We start from the raw sequence: 19,345 nt of genomic DNA on the forward strand, positions 1-19,345 counted from the left end.
AAGTGAATTTTATTCAAATTCGTTGAAAATCAGGCCTCTGTTAGAGGCCTTAAAAAGGAACAAATATCGCCATGTTATTACCCTGGCTAATACTGATTCCCTTTATCGGCGGCTTCCTGTGCTGGCAGACCGAACGCTTTGGCGTGAAGATGCCACGCTGGATTGCGCTGATTACCATGGGACTGACGCTGGCACTTGGCCTGCAACTGTGGTTGCAGGGCGGCTATTCACTGACGCAATCCACCGGTATTCCGCAGTGGCAGTCTGAGTTTGTCGTGCCGTGGATCCCGCGCTTTGGCATCTCTATTCATTTAGCAATCGACGGTCTGTCATTGCTGATGGTGGTGCTGACCGGTCTGCTCGGCGTTCTGGCGGTGCTGTGTTCCTGGAATGAAATCGAAAAATACCAGGGCTTCTTCCACCTGAACCTGATGTGGATTCTCGGCGGCGTGATCGGCGTGTTCCTTGCCATCGACATGTTCCTGTTCTTCTTCTTCTGGGAAATGATGCTGGTGCCGATGTACTTCCTGATCGCGCTGTGGGGGCATAAAGCTTCTGACGGTAAAACGCGTATCACGGCGGCAACCAAGTTCTTCATTTATACCCAGGCGAGTGGTCTGGTGATGTTGATTGCCATCCTGGCGCTGGTGTTTGTGCATTATAAAGCAACCGGCGTCTGGACCTTCAACTATGAAGAACTGCTGAACACCCCGATGTCCCACGGCGTAGAATATCTGCTGATGCTGGGCTTCTTCATTGCCTTCGCGGTGAAAATGCCGGTGGTTCCGCTGCACGGCTGGTTGCCGGACGCGCACTCCCAGGCACCGACCGCAGGTTCCGTTGACCTGGCGGGGATCTTGCTGAAAACCGCAGCCTACGGTCTGCTGCGCTTCTCTCTGCCGCTGTTCCCGAACGCCTCGGCTGAGTTTGCACCTATCGCCATGTGGCTCGGCGTTATCGGTATTTTCTACGGCGCGTGGATGGCCTTTAATCAGTACGACATCAAGCGTCTGATTGCCTATACCTCCGTATCCCACATGGGCTTCGTCCTGATTGCTATCTACACCGGCAGCCAGTTGGCGTACCAGGGTGCGGTTATCCAGATGATTGCGCACGGTCTGTCTGCGGCCGGTCTGTTCATTCTGTGTGGTCAGCTGTACGAACGTCTGCATACGCGTGATATGCGTATGATGGGCGGCCTGTGGGGCAAAATGAAATGGCTGCCTGCGCTGTCGATGTTCTTCGCAGTCTGTACGCTGGGTATGCCGGGTACCGGTAACTTCGTTGGCGAATTTATGATTCTGTTCGGCAGCTACCAGGTGGTTCCGGTCATTACGGTGATCTCGACCTTCGGTCTGGTGTTTGCCTCTGTTTACTCGCTGGCGATGCTGCATCGCGCTTACTTCGGTAAAGCGAAAAGCCAGATTGCCAGTGTTGAACTGCCAGGGATGTCGCTGCGTGAGCTGTTTATCATCCTGTTGCTGGTCGTGCTTCTGGTACTGCTTGGCTTCTATCCGCAGCCGATTCTGGATACTTCGCATTCTGCGATGAGCAACATCCAGCAGTGGTTTGTTAATTCCGTTACTACTACAAGGCCGTAAATCGCCATGACAATAACTCCACAAAACCTGATTGCGCTGCTACCGCTGCTGATCGTCGGCTTGACGGTGGTGGTTGTAATGCTCTCCATTGCGTGGCGACGCAATCACTTCCTCAATGCCACACTGTCGGTCATTGGGCTTAACGCCGCGCTGGTTTCGCTTTGGTTTGTTGGCCAGGCGGGCGCTATGGACGTCACCCCGCTGATGCGGGTTGACGGTTTCGCCATGCTCTACACCGGGATGGTACTGCTGGCGAGCCTTGCCACCTGTACTTTTGCTTACCCGTGGCTGGAAGGCTATGACGACAACCGGGAAGAGTTCTACCTGCTGGTGCTGATTGCTGCGCTCGGCGGTATTCTGCTGGCTAACGCTAACCATCTGGCGGCGCTGTTCCTCGGTATCGAACTGATCTCTCTGCCGCTGTTTGGCCTGGTGGGCTATGCGTTCCGTCAGAAACGTTCGCTGGAAGCCAGTATCAAATACACCATTCTGTCTGCCGCAGCGTCTTCCTTCCTGCTGTTCGGTATGGCGCTGGTGTACGCGCAGTCTGGCAACCTGTCGTTTGTGGCACTCGGTAAGAGCCTCGGCGATGGCATGCTGAATGAGCCGCTGCTGCTGGCAGGCTTCGGTATGATGATTGTTGGCCTTGGCTTTAAACTCTCTCTGGTACCGTTCCACCTGTGGACGCCAGACGTATACCAGGGCGCTCCGGCTCCGGTTTCCACCTTCCTGGCGACGGCGAGCAAAATCGCTATCTTCGGCGTGGTGATGCGTCTGTTCCTGTACGCGCCGGTTGGTGACAGCGAAGCGGTACGTATTGTGCTGGGTGTGATTGCCTTTGCGTCCATCATCTTTGGTAACCTGATGGCGTTGAGCCAGACCAACATCAAGCGTCTGCTCGGTTACTCCTCTATCTCTCACCTCGGCTACCTGCTGGTGGCGCTGATTGCCCTGCAAAGTGGCGAGATGTCGATGGAAGCGGTAGGCGTGTATCTGGCCGGTTATCTGTTCAGCAGTCTCGGCGCGTTCGGCGTGGTCAGCCTGATGTCCAGCCCATACCGTGGCCCGGATGCAGACTCACTGTTCTCCTACCGTGGTCTGTTCTGGCATCGTCCGATCCTCGCGGCAGTGATGACGGTGATGATGTTGTCTCTGGCAGGTATCCCGATGACGCTGGGCTTTATCGGTAAGTTCTACGTACTGGCGGTCGGTGTGCAGGCTAACCTGTGGTGGCTGGTTGCCGCCGTGGTGGTCGGTTCCGCGATTGGTTTGTACTACTACCTGCGCGTTGCCGTGAGCCTGTACCTGAGCGCTCCTCAGCAGTTGAACCGCGATGCGCCGTCTAACTGGCAGTACAGTGCGGGCGGTATCGTGGTGCTGATCTCTGCGCTGTTGGTCCTGGTGCTGGGTATCTACCCGCAACCGCTGATCAGCATCGTGCAGTTAGCGACGCCGCTGATGTAAGCGACATCCTGAAACGAAAAAACCCGCCTCGGCGGGTTTTTTTATGCGGTGAAGATTATCAGGCTGAAATCTGACGACTTACCAGCGGCCCATTAAGGTCCTTCGCCGCACGTTCCAACACTTCCTGAATAACGGAAGACAGTTCGTTGATCTCGAACTTTGCGACGTAGCCATCGGCCTTCACTCTGCGCACGTGATCCTCATTGGCACTACCGGAAAGGGACGAGTGAATGACAACCGGGATCTTCTTCAAACGTTCATCTGTCTTAATCTTGCGGGTCAGCGTAAAACCGTCCATCTCCGGCATTTCCAGATCGGTGAGTACCAGGGCAATTTTCTCGCTGATGGGTTTACCTTCCGCCTGCGCTTCTGCACAAAGCTGCTGTATTTTTTCCCACGCATCTTTGCCTGTGACATGCATCTGATGTGGAATGTTCATGGCGTTTAGCCCTTTTTCCAGCATTGCGCGAGCGACCTTAGAATCTTCAGCCACAATCGCCACCGCACCCGGTGTGATATTGAATGTACTGGTTTTCAGATTGGTGGCGCGCAGATCGTGGTTTGACGGCACAATGTCATACAGGATCTGTTCGACGTCGAGTACCAGCGCCAGGTTGTTGGTCTCTTTGTTGTCATCCAGACAGGCGATGCTGGTGATGTAGCGACCATTGACGGCTTTCTCGGCGGTATGCACCTGCTGCCAGTCGAGGCGCATAATGTTTTCCACGGACTCTACTGCAAATGCCTGTACGCTGCGGGCGTATTCGGTGATCAGCAGGATGTTAAGTCCGGTCTCAGGTTTGCATCCCGCGACGGCGGGCAGATCGATTACCGGGATCACCTGATCGCGAATATTCACCATACCCAGCAACGGGGCTTTCATACCCGCCGGACGCGTAAATGCAGGCATCGGGACAATTTCGCGCAGCTTAAATACGTTGATACCAAACAGCTCTGATTTCTGCTCATTCAGTGATGTGCCGAGGCGAAACAGCAGCAGTTCAAAGCGGTTAGACAGGGTTAGATTTGTCCTGTCATCAATGTCTTTCTGAATATTATTCATCCTGTCCTCAGTGTGAACGCCAGCCTTTTTACTGTTATCGGCACTGAGGCAGAAAAATAGAGCGTTAAACCGTGAAAATGGCGAAATCGTGAGCCAGTTCGGTTGCCGGAAACAGCGCCCGGCACTCTTCGAGCAATCGCTGGCAGCCTTTTTCATCATAGCGCGAGCTGACGTGGGTCATAATCAACCGGCCAACGCCTGCCTCTCGTGCCAATTGTGCAGCCTGACGGGTGGAACTGTGTCCCCGGCTGTTGGCCTTTTCTTCCATTGAGGTATCCAGCGTGGTTTCATGCACCATCACATCCACACTTTTTGCCAGTTCGATGGCAGATGCGCACGGCGCGGTGTCGCCAAATATCGCCACTGATTTGCCCGGTATTGCCGGGGCAAGAAAATCGGCACCGTTAATTGAACGGCCATCTTCCAGTACGATGGTTTTCCCAGCTTTGAGATCCTGAAACCACGGTCCCGGCTTAACACCCACTGCCTTCAGCGCGTTGGAGTTAAGCGCACCGGGCTTGTCATGTTCCTCAACGCGAAAACCGTAGCACTCCAGCGGATGCTCCAGCGCAAAAGCGGTCACTTTACGCAGGCCATCGTCGAGAATCTCACCGGCGGTAATTTCCACAATTTCCAGTGGATAATCAGTCCAGGAGCCGCTCAGGCGTAATGCGGTCTCGGTAAACTCGCGTAATCCTTTTGGCCCGTACAGCGTCAACGGCTGGACGTTTCCGGACATCGAGCGGCTGCACAGCAATCCCGGCAGGCCAAAAAGGTGATCGCCATGCAGATGGCTGATAAAAATACGATCGAGTTTTCCGGGATTGAACGGTGTGGTGAGCATCTGGTGCTGCGTTCCTTCACCGCAATCGAAAAGCCACAATCCCGCCTGAGTCGGGTGTTGCAGATTGAGTAAAATTGCCGTTACATTGCGTGAGCGCGTAGGGACTCCCGCTGACGTGCCTAAGAAAATTAATTCCATCTTTGCGTTACACTTTGCGCCATCAATAAGGCAGGGTGTTCAGGTTATCACAACCAAGGGGCAGACAATGATTCACTGGCAAGATCTCCACCATACAGAACTGACAGTCCAGCAGCTGTATGCCATCCTTCAGTTGCGCTGTGCGGTGTTTGTTGTCGAGCAACAGTGTCCGTATCAGGATGTGGACGGCGATGACTTAGTGGGCGAAAACCGACACCTTCTGGGGTGGCAGAATGAAGAGCTGGTAGCGTATGCGAGGATTCTGAAAAGCGACGACGATCTTGAGCCTGTGGTTATCGGTCGGGTGATTATAAGCGAAGCGTTACGCGGGGAAAAACTGGGGCAGCAGTTGATGACGCAGACGCTGGCATCCTGTGCACAGCACTGGCCGCACAAGGCGCTATACCTGGGTGCACAGGCGCATCTGCAATCTTTCTACGCGCGGTTTGGTTTTGTTCCGGTTACGAATGTTTATGATGAAGATGGCATCCCGCACATCGGCATGGCGCGTGAGGGGTATCAGGCGTAAACAGCGCTGGTCGTCTATAGTTAGCGGGTACGTAAATAGAAAGGGAGAAAATAATGTCTTTTCATTCTTATGAATCACGTATTGATGACGACCTGGAATTATTGAGTGAAACGCTGGAAGAAGTTCTTCGCTCTTCGGGCGATCCTGCTGACCAGAAGTACCTTGAGCTAAAAGCGAAAGCCGAGCAGGCGTTAGAAGATGTGAGAAATCGCGTCAGCCACGCCTCGGACAGCTATTATTATCGCGCGAAGCAAGCTGTTTGCCGGGCAGATGACTATGTGCATGACAAACCGTGGCGCGGGATAGGCGTTGGCGCTACGGTCGGTTTAGTGATGGGTTTATTGTTAGCACGGCGATAAATTCGACACCTTCATCGCATTTGTCAGTACTCCCTAAACGGGGGTACTGCTTTTTCTCGTCAGTACCCCGTATAATGAGAGGTTTTTAACAGGGAGAGGTCTGCGTGCATTCAATTACTACTGCGCTGGAAAGTCTGATGCGCGTTTTGTCGCAAGAGATACCGGCAGCTCCTGGCATTCGTATTTACGACATCCCTTTCCCTCTGAATGACGCTTTCGACGCTTTAGGATGGCTGGCCAGTCAACCCGTCTGGCCGCAGTTTTACTGGCAACAGCGTAACGGCGATGAAGAAGCTGCCGTGCTGGGGGCCGTGGCAACATTTTCCTCGCTGGCAGTCGCCCAGCAGTTTTTACATCAGTATGACCATCATCCCGAACTGCGCATCTGGGGCCTGAATGCGTTTGAGCCCCAGCACGGCAATTTGCTGCTACCACGGCTGGAATGGCGGCGTTGCGCGGGCGTGGCGACCTTACGGTTACATCTGTATAGCGATGTTTCGCTGCTTGAAGATGCCGCACACGCGCGTGCTTTTCTTTCCGCGCTTGCCAACGTGAAGCCGCTTCCTGCTCTGCGCCTGAATTTAACCGGTGAACAGCACTGGCCGGATAAAGCCGGCTGGACGCACCTAATCGAGCTTGCCACCCAAACCATTGCCGGGGAAGCGCTCGACAAAGTGGTACTGGCGCGGGCGACCGATTTACAGTTCTCTCAGCCGGTTAACGCGGCGGCGGTCATGGCCTCCAGTCGTCGTTTAAACCTCAACTGCTACCATTTTTTTATGGCGTTTTCCGCCGAATGCGCTTTTCTGGGGTCTTCCCCCGAACGTCTGTATCGGCGGCGTGACACGGCGCTGCGTACCGAAGCGTTGGCCGGAACGGTCGCGAATCATCCTGACGACCACCGGGCCTGGCAACTCGGTGAGTGGCTGATGAAAGATGATAAAAACCAGCGCGAGAATATGCTGGTGGTGGAAGATATCTGCCAGCGGCTGCAAAACTGTACGCAAACTCTCGACGTATTGCCGCCGCAGGTACTCAGACTGCGCAAAGTGCAGCATCTGCGCCGCTGTATCTGGACGGAGCTGAATCAGCCGGACGATACGCTTTGTTTGATGCAACTCCAGCCAACGGCGGCAGTGGCGGGCATTCCGCGTGAACTGGCGCGCGCGTTCATCCAGCATAATGAACCTTTTGAACGTGAATGGTATGCCGGTTCTGCGGGATATATCTCTCTGCAGCAAAGCGAGTTTTGTGTGTCACTACGTTCCGCGAAAATTAGCGGTAACGTGGTGCGCCTGTACGCCGGGGCCGGGATCGTGCGTGGCTCAGATCCTGAACAAGAATGGCAGGAAATAGACAATAAAGCGGCGGGTTTACGTACTTTATTACAGATGGAAGCCTAATGAGTCACACATTATCGACTCATATCAAAAATCCATTTATTCGATTCTTTATACTGTGTCGCAATATTGATACCGGACAATCTTATGTCAGTAAGCGCATTTAACCGACGCTGGGCGGCGGTCATACTGGAAGCTCTCACTCGCCATGGCGTCAGGCATGTTTGCATTGCGCCTGGCTCTCGTTCGACGCCATTAACGCTGGCCGCAGCGGAAAATTCTGCCTTTATCCACCATACCCACTTTGATGAACGCGGATTGGGGCATCTGGCCTTAGGTCTGGCCAAGGTTAGCCGGCAGCCGGTCGCGGTGATTGTGACCTCCGGTACGGCGGTAGCGAATTTATATCCAGCGCTTATCGAAGCGGGCCTCACCGGTGAAAAACTGATTTTACTCACGGCGGACAGACCGCCTGAACTGATCGACTGCGGGGCGAATCAGGCGATTCGTCAGCCGGGAATGTTTGCCTCTCATCCGTCGCAAACGCTCTCTTTACCGCGTCCGACTCAGGACATCCCCGCCAGTTGGCTGGTTTCCACCCTCGATAACGCCTTGGCCTCACTGCACAGCGGTGCGGTACACATTAACTGCCCGTTTGCGGAACCGCTGTATGGCGAAATGGACGACACGGGCGTTGAGTGGCAGCAGCGCCTTGGCGACTGGTGGCAGGATGATAAACCCTGGCTGCGCGAAGCGCGTCGACTGGAAAGTGACAAACAGCGTGACTGGTTCTTCTGGCGGCAAAAGCGCGGCGTGGTGATCGCCGGGCGCATGACTGCGGAAGAGGGGAAGAAAGTGGCGCTGTGGGCGCAAACGTTAGGCTGGCCGCTGATTGGCGATGTACTGTCGCAAACCGGACAGCCGCTGCCGTGCGCCGACTTGTGGCTGGGTAACGCGAAAGCGGTAGATGAGTTACAGCAGGCACAGATTGTGGTGCAGTTGGGCAGCAGCCTGACCGGAAAACGTCTGTTGCAATGGCAGGCCACCTGTAACCCGCAAGAATACTGGATTGTCGATAACATCGAAGGACGCCTCGATCCCGCACATCATCGTGGGCGTAGATTAGTGGCGAAAGTGGGCGACTGGCTGGAACTGCATCCGGCAGAGAAACGTCAGCCCTGGTGTGTGGCGATCCCGCGCCTGGCTGAGCAGGCCTGGCAGGCGGTGGCAGCGCGTCGCGAGACATTTGGTGAAGCGCAACTGGCGCACCGCATTCGCGAGTATCTGCCGGAACAGGGGCAGTTGTTCGTCGGGAACAGCCTGGTGGTCCGTCTGATTGATGCGTTTTCGCAGCTTCCGGCAGGCTATCCGGTTTACAGTAATCGCGGCGCCAGCGGGATTGACGGTCTGCTGTCAACGGCGGCAGGCGTACAGCGTGCCAGTGCGAAATCAACGCTGGCTATCGTCGGCGATTTATCGGCACTGTATGACCTGAATGCGCTGGCCTTATTGCGCCAGGTTTCCGCGCCGTTTGTCCTGATTGTGGTGAACAACAACGGTGGGCAGATTTTCTCCCTGCTGCCGACACCGCAAAGCGAGCGTGAGCGGTTCTATCTGATGCCGCAGAACGTGCATTTTGATCATGCGGCAGCCATGTTTAACCTCAAATATCATCGCCCGGAAAACTGGGCGCAGCTGGAGAGTGCACTGGCGAGCGCCTGGCGTACTCCGACAGCAACGGTGATTGAGCTGGTAGTCAATGAAACTGACGGGGCGCAAACCCTGCAGCAACTGCTGGCGCAGGTGAGCCATCTATGATCCTGAATGCGCAGGCGAACAAGGGCCAGGCGGATGCACCCTGGCTGGTTTTCCTGCACGGCTTCTCCGGCGATTGTCGGGAATGGCAGACGGTCGGTGAGCAATTTACGGATTATTCGCGACTGTATATCGATCTTCCCGGGCATGGCGGTTCCGCTGATATTCACGTCAGCGGATTTGATGATGTCAGCGAATTGCTGCGTAAAACTTTATTTAGTTACAACATACTTAACTACTGGCTGGTGGGGTATTCTCTTGGCGGTAGAGTGGCGATGATGGCCGCTTGTCAGGGAATGTCTGGACTTTGCGGCCTGGTGGTCGAAGGCGGACATCCGGGGCTGCAAAGCGAAGATGAACGCGCACAGCGTCGCCTCTCCGACGGTCGCTGGGCTGCACGTTTTCGCAACGAACCACTAAGTGATGTTTTTAACGACTGGTATCAACAACCGGTTTTCGCCTCACTCATCCCTGTGCAACGCCAGATGCTGGTGGCGCTGCGTAGCCAGAACAATGGCGCTACGCTTGCCGCCATGCTGGAAGCGACCTCGCTGGCTGGTCAACCTGATTTACGTGCGCCGCTCACCGCGCGCACATTTCCGTTTTATTATTTATGTGGTGAACGTGACGATAAGTTCCGCGCTCTGGCGACGGAAATGTCAGTACCGAACCATGTGATTCGTAACGCCGGACACAACGCGCATCGGGATAATCCCGCAGGCGTGGTGGACTGTCTGGCTCAGATTCTGCGTCGCTGACTAAAGGACATTTTATGATCTATCCTGATGAAACAATGCTTTACGCACCGGTAGAATGGCTCGATTGCTCTGAAGGCTACACCGACATTCGCTATGAAAAATCCACCGACGGTATTGCAAAAATCACCATCAATCGTCCGCAGGTACGCAATGCTTTCCGTCCTGTTACCGTCAAAGAGATGATTCAGGCCATGTCTGATGCGCGCTATGACGACAATATCGGCGTGATTATTCTGACCGGTGCAGGCGACAAAGCGTTCTGCGCGGGTGGCGATCAGAAAGTACGCGGCGACTACGGCGGATACCAGGATGACTCCGGCGTACATCACCTGAACGTGCTGGATTTCCAACGCCAGATTCGTACCTGTCCGAAGCCGGTTGTGGCGATGGTTGCAGGTTATTCCATCGGCGGTGGCCACGTGCTGCACATGATGTGTGACCTGACGATCGCGGCTGAAAACGCCATCTTCGGTCAGACTGGCCCGAAAGTCGGTTCCTTTGACGGCGGCTGGGGTGCATCTTATATGGCCCGTATCGTCGGTCAGAAAAAAGCGCGTGAAATCTGGTTCCTGTGCCGTCAGTACGATGCGAAACAGGCTCTGGATATGGGGCTGGTCAACACCGTGGTTCCATTGGCGGATCTGGAAAAAGAGACCGTGCGCTGGTGTCGTGAAATGCTGCAAAACAGCCCAATGGCGCTGCGCTGCCTGAAAGCTGCGCTGAATGCCGACTGCGATGGTCAGGCGGGTCTGCAGGAACTGGCTGGTAACGCCACCATGCTGTTTTACATGACGGAAGAAGGTCAGGAAGGCCGTAACGCGTTCAACCAGAAACGTCAGCCTGACTTCAGCAAATTCAAACGGAATCCGTAATGCGTAGCGCGCAGGTATACCGCTGGCAGATCCCCATGGACGCGGGGGTGATTTTGCGTGACAGGCGGTTAAAAACGCGTGACGGGCTATATGTTTGCCTTCGTGACGGCGAGCGTGAAGGGTGGGGAGAGATCTCCCCACTGCCGGGCTTCAGCCAGGAGACCTGGGAAGAGGCGCAAACCGCGCTGCTGGCTTGGGTAAATGGCTGGCTGCAGGGGGATTCCTCCTTGCCGCAATTGCCTTCGGTGGCCTTTGGTGCAAGCTGCGCACTCGCCGAGCTTGAAGGTACATTGCCGGAGGCGGCGAATTATCGCGCTGCGCCGCTGTGTACCGGCGATCCTGATGATTTGGTGCTGCAGTTGGCGGATATGCCGGGTGAAAAGGTCGCGAAGATCAAAGTCGGCCTGTATGAAGCCGTACGTGACGGAATGGTGGCTAACCTGCTGCTTGAGGCGATCCCCGATCTGCATTTACGTCTTGATGCCAATCGTGCCTGGACGCCGCTAAAAGCACAGCAGTTTGCGAAATACGTCAATCCGGATTATCGCGGGCGCATTGCCTTCCTCGAGGAGCCGTGTAAAACCCGCGATGATTCTCGTGCCTTCGCGCGGGAAACCGGGATTGCCATCGCCTGGGATGAAAGCCTGCGTGAAGCGGACTTTACCTTTATGGCCGAAGAGGGTGTGAGTGCGGTGATCATCAAGCCTACGCTCACCGGCAGTCTGGACAAGGTTCGCGAGCAGGTTGCGGCCGCGCATGCGCTCGGTCTTACTGCGGTAATCAGTTCGTCTATTGAGTCAAGCCTGGGGTTAACCCAGCTGGCGCGGATTGCCGCCTGGTTGACGCCGCAGACCATACCGGGTCTGGATACGCTGAGCCTGATGCAGTGCCAGCAGGTTCGTACCTGGCCTGGCAGTACGCTGCCATGTATCGATGTGGATGCGCTGGAACGACTGCTATGACCGTGCAGGACATGCCCGATGGCGAACGCTTATCGGGCCTGGCGACTGATTTTACCGACTGGCCGTGGCGTTACTGGCGACAGGTTCGGGCACAGGCACCCGCTTTACGCCTCAATGATGAGGTACTTAACTGGCGCGATCTCTGCGTGCGCGTAGACGCGCTGGCCACGGGATTTGCCGCACAGGGTGTGGAAGAGGGCGATGGCGTGCTGCTGCGCGCCTGGAATCATCCTTCGTCTGCGCTTGCCTGGCTGGCATTGTTGCAGTGCGGAGCGCGGGTTTTACCGGTGAATCCTCAGCTGCCGCAGCCGCTGCTGGATGCACTGGTCCCTGATTTAACGCTGCATTTTGCGCTGGATCTGCAAGGAGATAGCCTCTTTCCGGGGCTGAGGCCGCTGCAGATGCAACCACAGTCTGGCGAGCATGCCGCCGTCTGGCGACCTCTGCGTTTGAGTTCGATGACCTTAACCTCAGGTTCAACCGGGCTGCCGAAGGCGGCGGTGCATACCTGTCTGGCACATCTGGCGAGTGCGCAGGGCGTGTTGTCATTAATGCCGTTTGGCGCAGAAGATGACTGGCTGCTTTCGCTGCCGCTGTTTCATGTTTCCGGTCAGGGTATTTTGTGGCGTTGGTTATTTGCCGGCGCACGCATGACCGTACGTGATAAGCAGCCGTTAGAGCAAATGTTGGTCGGATGTACTCATGCTTCTCTGGTACCTACACAGCTTTGGCGTTTGCTGGTTAACAACACCCCGGTTACGCTGAAAGCGGTACTGCTGGGGGGCGCGGCGATTCCGGTTGCGCTGACTGAACAGGCGCGCGAGCAGGGGATTCGTTGCTGGTGCGGTTATGGGCTGACGGAGTTTGCTTCCACGGTTTGCGCGAAAGAAGCCGATGGTTTGCGTGATGTCGGTTTTGCTTTGCCGGGCAGAGAAGTCAGAATCGTGGATGATGAAGTCTGGCTGCGTGCCGCCAGCATGGCGTCAGGTTACTGGCGTAACGGACAGCTTATTCCGCTGGTTAATGGCGAAGGCTGGTTTGCTACCCGCGATCGCGGCGTGTTAAACGACGGCAAGCTAACCATTGTCGGGCGTATGGACAACCTGTTCTTTAGCGGCGGGGAAGGTATTCAGCCGGAAGAGGTGGAGCGCGTGATTGCAACGCACCCGCAGGTTCTGCAAGCCTTTGTTGTTCCGCTGGAAGACAACGAGTTTGGCCATCGTCCGGTGGCGGTTGTTGAGTATGACACCGACGCGGATGACGCCAATCTTGCCGAATGGGTGAAAGATAAGCTGGCCCGTTTTCAGCAGCCAGTGCGCTGGCTGGTGTTACCGCCAGAGCTGAAAAGTGGTGGTATTAAGGTTTCTCGCCGTGCGTTGCTGGATTGGGTACGAGAAAAATCGTCATAAGGCCTGCCATAATGCACAGCACGCCGAATAACGCCCGTAATGAAAACGCTCCCTGCCAGCCGGGCAAAATCATTGAGGCAATCCACACCAGTACATAGCTGAGGCTGAGCAGGGCATAAGCTTTGCTCAGTGCCATTTGATGCAGGGCTTTGTGCCAGCAGATGACCGACAGCAAATATCCCACCAGCCCGGCGTACAGGGCGAAAGCCCCGACGCTTGCGGAAAACAGAGCGTCAATAAACATCAGCGGATCCAGCATCGGCGGCAGATTATCCATCGCGTAGCCGAGACTTAACTGGGCGACAGAGGTAATAATGACGCTACACAGTCCCCAAAAGATGCCCATTACACCGCGCTCCCGAGTATAAAGATACCGGTGATGATCAGTCCAACCCCCAGCCAGTGGCGTTTCGTTACCGGTTCACGCCATATTTTCCAGGCTGCCAGTGTGACCCATACAAAATTAAGACTCAGCATCGGATAGGCAATACCGACAGGAATATTTTGCAACACCGCAAGCCATAACAGCATGGCCAGACCGAGGCTTGCCAGAGCAAGGCCAATCCACAGTGTAATGTGGCGTTTGCGCGCGCGGATAGGCACCGGGCGGGTGGCCTGCTTCTGACAGAGTTGCCCGCAGACACTGAGCAAGCTGGCGAGGACTAAGATTATCCAGATCATTTGGGTCGATACTGAATCAAAACCAGTCGCCCCTGATTATCAACGTAGTCAGCGGGTGGAATGGCAAGTTGAGTAATATCTTTATCCTTTGATATCGACAGCACCAGCGTAATGTTTCCTTCCTGACGGTGTTGCGCTAACCACTCTGCAAAATCAGTTCTGCTGACAAAGCGGCCCTTGGCATCTGGGTAGCTGAGACCATATTTTAACTCGCCCGTTTGCCCGTACATGATGATATCGTCGCGTTTCAGGCTCCACGCCAGACCCGCGGCGACGCCAACGCTATCCGAGAGAATGTAGCGACTCGGTTCCAGCGACTCTTTGGTCATCTCAACAAAAAACTGCGGCTGTTTAGATTCCATAACCCTGTCGGGGATCGCGTATCCAAACAACAGCGCCAGCCCCAGCGGGCAGAGTGCTGCATATTTCCAGGTTTTTTCACTATTGGTCAGCGTGTACCAGCCAAAAAAAGTCCAGATGATAAAAATGCCCCATGAACAGAAAACCTTATACGTTTCGATGTGCGTCCAGACAGGTGACGTCAACGGTCCCAGTGTGGAAACGATAAAGGTTGCAACAATGCCGAGCACGCCAAACAGAATGTTGATCCAGCCATTGATGCGCAGGGCGATAGAACCTTTCTCTGCTGCCTGCATGCCGAAACGTGCGGTGAGGATCGCCAGCGGTGCGAAGCAGGAAAGAATATAGGTTGGCAGTTTTCCTTTGGCGATACTGAAAAATAGTATCGGCATGATAATCCAGCTCAGCAAGTACAGAGCACTACGGGGGATATCCCGCTCACGCCAGCCCGCACGCAGTGCGCCTGGCAGCAGACCAAGCCAGGGCAGGCTGCCGGCGACAAGGATAGGGAAGTAATACCAGAATGGCGCTTTATGCTGGGCATCATCCTGCGCAAACCGCTGGATATGTTCGATCCAGAAAAAGTAATGCCAGAAGTCAGGCTCGCGTTGTGCAATGGCGATTCCCCATGGCAGAACAACCGCCACACAGCCAATGACCGCTAGCCAGCCGTAGATGAAGAACGCTTTCCAGCGTTTTTGCACCAGTACCCACGGCAGCACGCTGAGTACCGGAACAGCGAGGGCGAGAAAACCTTTGGTCATCACTCCCATACCGCAGGTCAGCCCCAACAGTAAAAAGGCGATGATTTTGCGTTTTCTGCTGGTAGCTTGCATCCCCTCCCAAAAGCAGCACATGCCCGCCATCAACCAGAGTGCGATGATAGGGTCAAGCACCGCGTAGGTGCCGATGCTGTAAACGGAAAAAAACGTTAAAAATATAACTGAAGAGAGTATCGCGGTACGCTTATCCTGCCATAACCGCATCGCAAGCCAGGCGACCAGCAGCGCAGTCAGTAATGTGGCAAAAATAGCTCCCGCCCTTACGCCAAAATTGGTGGCACCAAAGAGCCATTGGCCAATACTGTTTAGCCAGTATCCGGCAATCGGTTTTTCAAAATAGCGTAATCCTAAAAAATGCGGGACTATCCAGTCGCCGGATGTCAGCATTTCCCGGCTGATCTCAGCGTAGCGCGTTTCGTCAGGCTGCCACAGCATGCGGCTATTGATGGGTAAAACGTAATACAGCGCAATAAAGGCGATAAATGCCATGATGTAGCGTATGGATTTCATCATGTCGCGCTCACCGGTTGCTGGCAACCGAGCCATCCCTCTCTGCCGGGTATTTTGCCACGTACAATTTGTCCTGATGGCAACGTGTTAATATCGTCCGGTAGCAGATCGCCAAGTGGACAAAACGTAATACCTGCGTCGGCGGCACGAATAAGCAGCTCGTCAAAATTTTGATGACAGGCGATGCCTTCAACTTCCGCATGAATGGTGTACACCGGGGTTTCTTTGTTCATCAGCATGTGAGAGAGAATATAAGAGTTGAAGTCTACGGCCTGGACTTCCTGACCAACCACTTCGTCCCAGGTAGGCAAGGTGACGGGGATCTGCGGCGTGCCAGCGTTCCCTGTTTCAAGCAGCGGGCGGAATATTGAGGTGCCGCGACAGTCGCTGTTATAACGCAGATGGAACGCTTCTTTTGCATAAACCACACGGGCGTCGGCACGCCATCCGGCAACGGCAGAGCAGGTGACAGGTTGTCCGGTGATCGCTTCGAGAGCGCTGATGCCCCGAGAGATATCATCAATTAGCTGTTTGTCATTCCAGTTCCCGCTTCGTGATTGCCAGGCGTGGTGATCCCAGGCATGCAAACCCGTTTCGTGCAGATGGGCGGTTTGCGCAATGATTGCCGCATTGGCGTGGCCGATCTCTTTTCCCGGCCACGCGGTTCCCGCCAGCAAAATATCCCATCCGTAGAGGGAGGCTGCGTTTGAGCGCAGCATCTTCCACAAAAATTGCGGTTTCACCAGGCGCCAGAGATGGCGTCCCATGTTGTCAGGTCCAACGCTAAAGAAAAAACTTGCCCGAACATGATGTCGGTTTAATGTCTCCAGCAGGCGGGGCACGCCTTCGCGCGTCCCCCTGAAGGTATCGACATCAATGCGCAAGCCTACTTTGGTCATGATGTGTGTTCCGTGATATCCACGCTGCGTAAGAAGAAATCGAGCGTCTCTTCTACCGTTTCCTGCATGTCGATGGTCGGTTCCCAGTTCAGGCAGCGTTTCGCATTACGAATGTTCGGTTTACGGTGCTCAACATCCTGATAACCTTTACCATAGTAGCTACTGCTTTCGACGTCGCGGAAACCGGCAAACGGTGGAAAGTGTTGGCGCAGTGGATGTTTTTCAAAGCAGCTAAGCAGCATCTCTGCCAGTTCCTGAATGCTGGCTTCGTTATCCGGATTACCGATGTTGATAATCTCGCCGTCGCAGCGTCCGCCTTCGTTTTCAATGATGCGGTACAGGGCTTCTATACCGTCGCGAATATCAGTAAAGCAGCGTTTCTGCTTGCCTCCTTCAATCAGCTTAATTGGCGAACCTTCCACCAGATTGAGGATCAGCTGCGTAATGGCTCGCGAACTACCGATACGCGCGGCGTTAAGGTTGTCCAAACGCGGTCCCATCCAGTTAAATGGGCGGAACAACGTGAAGCGTAATCCCTCTTTTTCGCCGTAAGCCCAAATGACGCGATCCAGCAGCTGTTTGGAAACCGAGTAGATCCAGCGCGGTTTATTGACCGGGCCGACGGTAAGGTTTGAGCTGTCTTCATCAAAGACCTTATCGCTACACATGCCGTAAACTTCAGACGTTGACGGGAAAATAATGCGCTTCTGGTATTTCACGCAGTAGCGAATGATTTTCAGGTTTTCTTCAAAATCGAGTTCAAACACGCGCAGTGGGTTGCGGGTATATTCAATCGGCGTGGCAATCGCCACCAGCGGCAACACGACGTCACCTTTTTTCACATGGTATTCAATCCACTCGGAATGAATACTGATGTCGCCTTCGACGAAATGGAATCGTGGATGTTGCAGAAAACGGCCAATCGCATCGCTGCCGATATCCAGCCCATAAACCTCGTAGTTATCTTCTTGTAACAAACGTTCGGTCAGATGATTGCCGATGAAACCGTTAACGCCGAGGATTAGGACGCGAGTACGGCGTTTGCTGGTGGAAACCGGGTGGCCGTTGAGGCGAGATCCCACCACCAGACCCAGAACCTGCGCCAGCTGTGAACCTTGCATCGCAATGCCATCGCCCGCTTGTCCGGTAATGATTTCAAGCGCGCCATCGGCGCAGGCTATTTGCAGTGGTGATGTACAGATAACGGTGCCCGGCAGTGCGCCGGTGGCATTCGCACACGGGCGTGATGACCAGACGGTGAATTTTTGCGTTCCAACATAGCTAAATGCGCCCGGCCATGGATCGCTGACGGCTCGTACCTGGTTATGCAAATCTGCGGCAGGTTTGCTCCAGTCGAGGAAGCTATCTTCCGGCGTGCGGCGACCAAAACAGGTCGCATCGGATTCCTGCTGGGGAAGCTCCTGAAAGTCACCGGTTTTGATTGCAGGCAGCGCTTGTTCCAGCACCTGGCGGGCAGCCTGGCACAGTTTATGATGCAACGTTAACGCCACGTCCTCGGGGGCGATAGCGACGCGCTGCTGGGCGACAATTGCTCCGGCATCCGCGCGTTTCACCATCCGGTGAAGCGTTACGCCTGTTTCTGTTTCGCCATTCACCAGCACCCAGTTCAGCGGCGCGCGACCACGATATTTCGGCAGCAACGAGCCATGCAGATTGAACGCGCCTGCTGGTGCGAGGTTAAGAATTTCATCGCTGAGTAAGTGGCGATAGTAGAACGAAAAAATGACATCGGGGGCGAGCTGGCTGATGCGTTCAATCCATAACGGATGATTGACGTTGTCCGGCGCGTATACCGGGATACCTGCGCTTGCAGCAAGCCGGGAAACGGAGCCAAAAAACGCTTTTTCACCCGGGTTATCGGTGTGTGTGAAAATAGCTGTGATGTCATAACCCGCATCCAGCAAAGCTTGAATCCCCTGACATCCCATATCGTGATAAGCAAATACGACGGCTTTCATGCGTGGTTTTCCTCGGTTGACTGCGTAGTGTGTGGACGAATAACGTGTTGAACAAAGTAGCGGGGGCGGGCGCGGACATCGTTATAGATGCGACCGATATATTCGCCGAGTAATCCCATGCCAATGAACTGTGCGCCGATAAACGTGAACAGCACGGCAAACAGCATAAATACCCCTTCAGCAGCCCACTGCGGGCCAAGCGTCAGGCGAAGTACGACCAGCAGGACGGACAGGGTGAAACCCGTGGCGGCAATCACACTACCCAGCAGGCTCAGCATGCGCAGCGGTGTGGTGGTCAGACAAGTCACCAGGTCATACATCAGGTTAATCAGGCGCATAAAGCTGTACTTAGAGTCGCCAAATTCACGCTCTGCATGGTGCACAGGGATCTCCGTCGCGCGACGTGCAAAGATGTTGGCCAGAATCGGAATGAAGGTACTGCGTTCCTGGCAATGCAGCATGGCATCGACGATATGACGGCGATAGGCGCGGAGCATGCAGCCATAATCCCCCATCGCTTTGCCGGTTGTGCGTTGAATCAGATGATTGATCATCCGTGAGGCGGTCTTACGAAACACGCTGTCCTGGCGGTTCTGGCGTACCGTACCAACGACATCGAAACCCTGGTCCGCAGTGGCGACCAGACGTGGGATCTCTTCTGGAGGGTTCTGCAAATCTGCATCCAGTGTGATAATCAAATCGCCGGTGACGTGGCTGAAACCGGCCATAATCGCCGAGTGCTGCCCGTAATTTCGATTCAGCAGAATAGAGACAATATGGCTGTTTGGAGCCTGTGAGGCGTCCATCATCAACTGCGCGGAGTTGTCGCTGCTGCCGTCATCGATCAGCAGAATTTCATATTCTTTCCCCAGTTTTTCGCAGGCGTCACTGGTGCGTCGGATTAACTCTGGCAGGCTTTCCTGTTCGTTAAAAACGGGAATGACCACCGAGACTTTTTTGATCGGTGTGGCTTCAAACAT

The 19,345-nt window shown here is 54.8% G+C and carries 18 protein-coding genes; 10 read left to right on the plus strand and 8 right to left on the minus strand.

The window, feature by feature from the left end; all coding sequences use genetic code 11:
* The first annotated feature begins 71 nt into the window (after nt 1–71).
* Nucleotides 72–1,601 carry an NADH-quinone oxidoreductase subunit M gene (gene nuoM, locus E4Z61_RS01375; RefSeq protein WP_135321190.1) on the plus strand — a complete coding sequence of 510 codons (1,530 nt, stop codon included), beginning with the start codon at nt 72–74 and terminating at the stop codon, nt 1,599–1,601.
* Nucleotides 1,602–1,607: 6 nt separating this feature from the next.
* Nucleotides 1,608–3,065, plus strand: coding sequence for an NADH-quinone oxidoreductase subunit NuoN (nuoN, locus tag E4Z61_RS01380; protein WP_135321191.1), 1,458 nt, complete (start codon nt 1,608–1,610; stop codon nt 3,063–3,065).
* Between the two features lie 58 nt (nt 3,066–3,123).
* On the opposite strand, the gene E4Z61_RS01385 is transcribed toward nuoN, so the two are convergent.
* Both E4Z61_RS01385 and rbn read right to left on the minus strand, forming a co-directional pair.
* Nucleotides 3,124–4,128 carry a chemotaxis protein gene (locus tag E4Z61_RS01385; protein ID WP_135321192.1) on the minus strand — a complete coding sequence of 335 codons (1,005 nt, stop codon included), beginning with the start codon at nt 4,126–4,128 and terminating at the stop codon, nt 3,124–3,126.
* 64 nt (nt 4,129–4,192) lie between these two features.
* Nucleotides 4,193–5,110: a ribonuclease BN gene (gene rbn, locus E4Z61_RS01390; protein WP_135321193.1), complete on the minus strand. Its 918-nt coding sequence runs from the start codon at nt 5,108–5,110 to the stop codon at nt 4,193–4,195.
* Between the two features lie 67 nt (nt 5,111–5,177).
* Between rbn and E4Z61_RS01395 the strand changes: the two genes are divergently transcribed.
* The 8 genes from E4Z61_RS01395 (at nt 5,178) to menE (ending at nt 13,154) form a co-directional block, all read left to right on the plus strand.
* Nucleotides 5,178–5,639 carry a GNAT family N-acetyltransferase gene (locus tag E4Z61_RS01395; RefSeq protein WP_135321194.1) on the plus strand — a complete coding sequence of 154 codons (462 nt, stop codon included), beginning with the start codon at nt 5,178–5,180 and terminating at the stop codon, nt 5,637–5,639.
* Between the two features lie 53 nt (nt 5,640–5,692).
* The gene (gene elaB / locus E4Z61_RS01400) at nt 5,693–5,998 is read left to right on the plus strand and encodes a stress response protein ElaB (protein ID WP_135321195.1); all 306 of its coding nucleotides are present in this window, start codon (nt 5,693–5,695) and stop codon (nt 5,996–5,998) included.
* 104 nt (nt 5,999–6,102) lie between these two features.
* Nucleotides 6,103–7,401: an isochorismate synthase MenF gene (gene menF, locus E4Z61_RS01405; protein WP_135321196.1), complete on the plus strand. Its 1,299-nt coding sequence runs from the start codon at nt 6,103–6,105 to the stop codon at nt 7,399–7,401.
* A gap of 84 nt (nt 7,402–7,485) precedes the next feature.
* Complete coding sequence (menD, locus tag E4Z61_RS01410; protein WP_135321197.1) at nt 7,486–9,156, plus strand: 2-succinyl-5-enolpyruvyl-6-hydroxy-3-cyclohexene-1-carboxylic-acid synthase; 1,671 nt, start codon at nt 7,486–7,488, stop codon at nt 9,154–9,156.
* On the plus strand, nt 9,153–9,911 hold the full coding sequence (menH, locus tag E4Z61_RS01415; protein WP_135321198.1) for a 2-succinyl-6-hydroxy-2,4-cyclohexadiene-1-carboxylate synthase: 759 nt from the start codon (nt 9,153–9,155) through the stop codon (nt 9,909–9,911). Before menD ends, menH begins: the two co-directional genes overlap by 4 nt.
* Before the next feature lie 14 nt (nt 9,912–9,925).
* Complete coding sequence (gene menB / locus E4Z61_RS01420; RefSeq protein ID WP_096756386.1) at nt 9,926–10,783, plus strand: 1,4-dihydroxy-2-naphthoyl-CoA synthase; 858 nt, start codon at nt 9,926–9,928, stop codon at nt 10,781–10,783.
* Nucleotides 10,783–11,745, plus strand: coding sequence for an o-succinylbenzoate synthase (gene menC, locus E4Z61_RS01425; RefSeq protein WP_135321199.1), 963 nt, complete (start codon nt 10,783–10,785; stop codon nt 11,743–11,745). The genes menB and menC overlap by 1 nt, the downstream gene beginning before the upstream one ends.
* On the plus strand, nt 11,742–13,154 hold the full coding sequence (gene menE / locus E4Z61_RS01430) for an o-succinylbenzoate--CoA ligase (RefSeq protein ID WP_135321200.1): 1,413 nt from the start codon (nt 11,742–11,744) through the stop codon (nt 13,152–13,154). The genes menC and menE overlap by 4 nt, the downstream gene beginning before the upstream one ends.
* On the opposite strand, the gene arnF is transcribed toward menE, so the two are convergent.
* From arnF to arnC, 6 genes are read right to left on the minus strand one after another with little or no spacing between them, the layout of a single operon-like run.
* A complete protein-coding gene (arnF, locus tag E4Z61_RS01435) occupies nt 13,102–13,500 on the minus strand; it encodes a 4-amino-4-deoxy-L-arabinose-phosphoundecaprenol flippase subunit ArnF (RefSeq protein WP_135321201.1) in 399 nt (132 codons plus the stop codon). The genes menE and arnF overlap by 53 nt on opposite strands.
* Nucleotides 13,500–13,835: a 4-amino-4-deoxy-L-arabinose-phosphoundecaprenol flippase subunit ArnE gene (gene arnE, locus E4Z61_RS01440; protein ID WP_135321202.1), complete on the minus strand. Its 336-nt coding sequence runs from the start codon at nt 13,833–13,835 to the stop codon at nt 13,500–13,502. Before arnE ends, arnF begins: the two co-directional genes overlap by 1 nt.
* Nucleotides 13,832–15,487, minus strand: coding sequence for a lipid IV(A) 4-amino-4-deoxy-L-arabinosyltransferase (arnT, locus tag E4Z61_RS01445; protein WP_167817574.1), 1,656 nt, complete (start codon nt 15,485–15,487; stop codon nt 13,832–13,834). Before arnT ends, arnE begins: the two co-directional genes overlap by 4 nt.
* Entirely contained in the window at nt 15,487–16,386 is a 900-nt protein-coding gene (gene arnD / locus E4Z61_RS01450; protein WP_135321204.1) for a 4-deoxy-4-formamido-L-arabinose-phosphoundecaprenol deformylase, read from the minus strand. The genes arnT and arnD overlap by 1 nt, the downstream gene beginning before the upstream one ends.
* Nucleotides 16,383–18,365 (minus strand): bifunctional UDP-4-amino-4-deoxy-L-arabinose formyltransferase/UDP-glucuronic acid oxidase ArnA, encoded by a 1,983-nt coding sequence (gene arnA, locus E4Z61_RS01455; protein WP_135321205.1) that lies wholly within the window; start codon nt 18,363–18,365, stop codon nt 16,383–16,385. Before arnA ends, arnD begins: the two co-directional genes overlap by 4 nt.
* Nucleotides 18,362–19,345, minus strand: coding sequence for an undecaprenyl-phosphate 4-deoxy-4-formamido-L-arabinose transferase (gene arnC, locus E4Z61_RS01460; RefSeq protein ID WP_135321206.1), 984 nt, complete (start codon nt 19,343–19,345; stop codon nt 18,362–18,364). The genes arnA and arnC overlap by 4 nt, the downstream gene beginning before the upstream one ends.

Origin of the sequence: Citrobacter tructae (genome assembly GCF_004684345.1) — a bacterium.
Lineage (GTDB): Bacteria > Pseudomonadota > Gammaproteobacteria > Enterobacterales > Enterobacteriaceae > Citrobacter > Citrobacter tructae.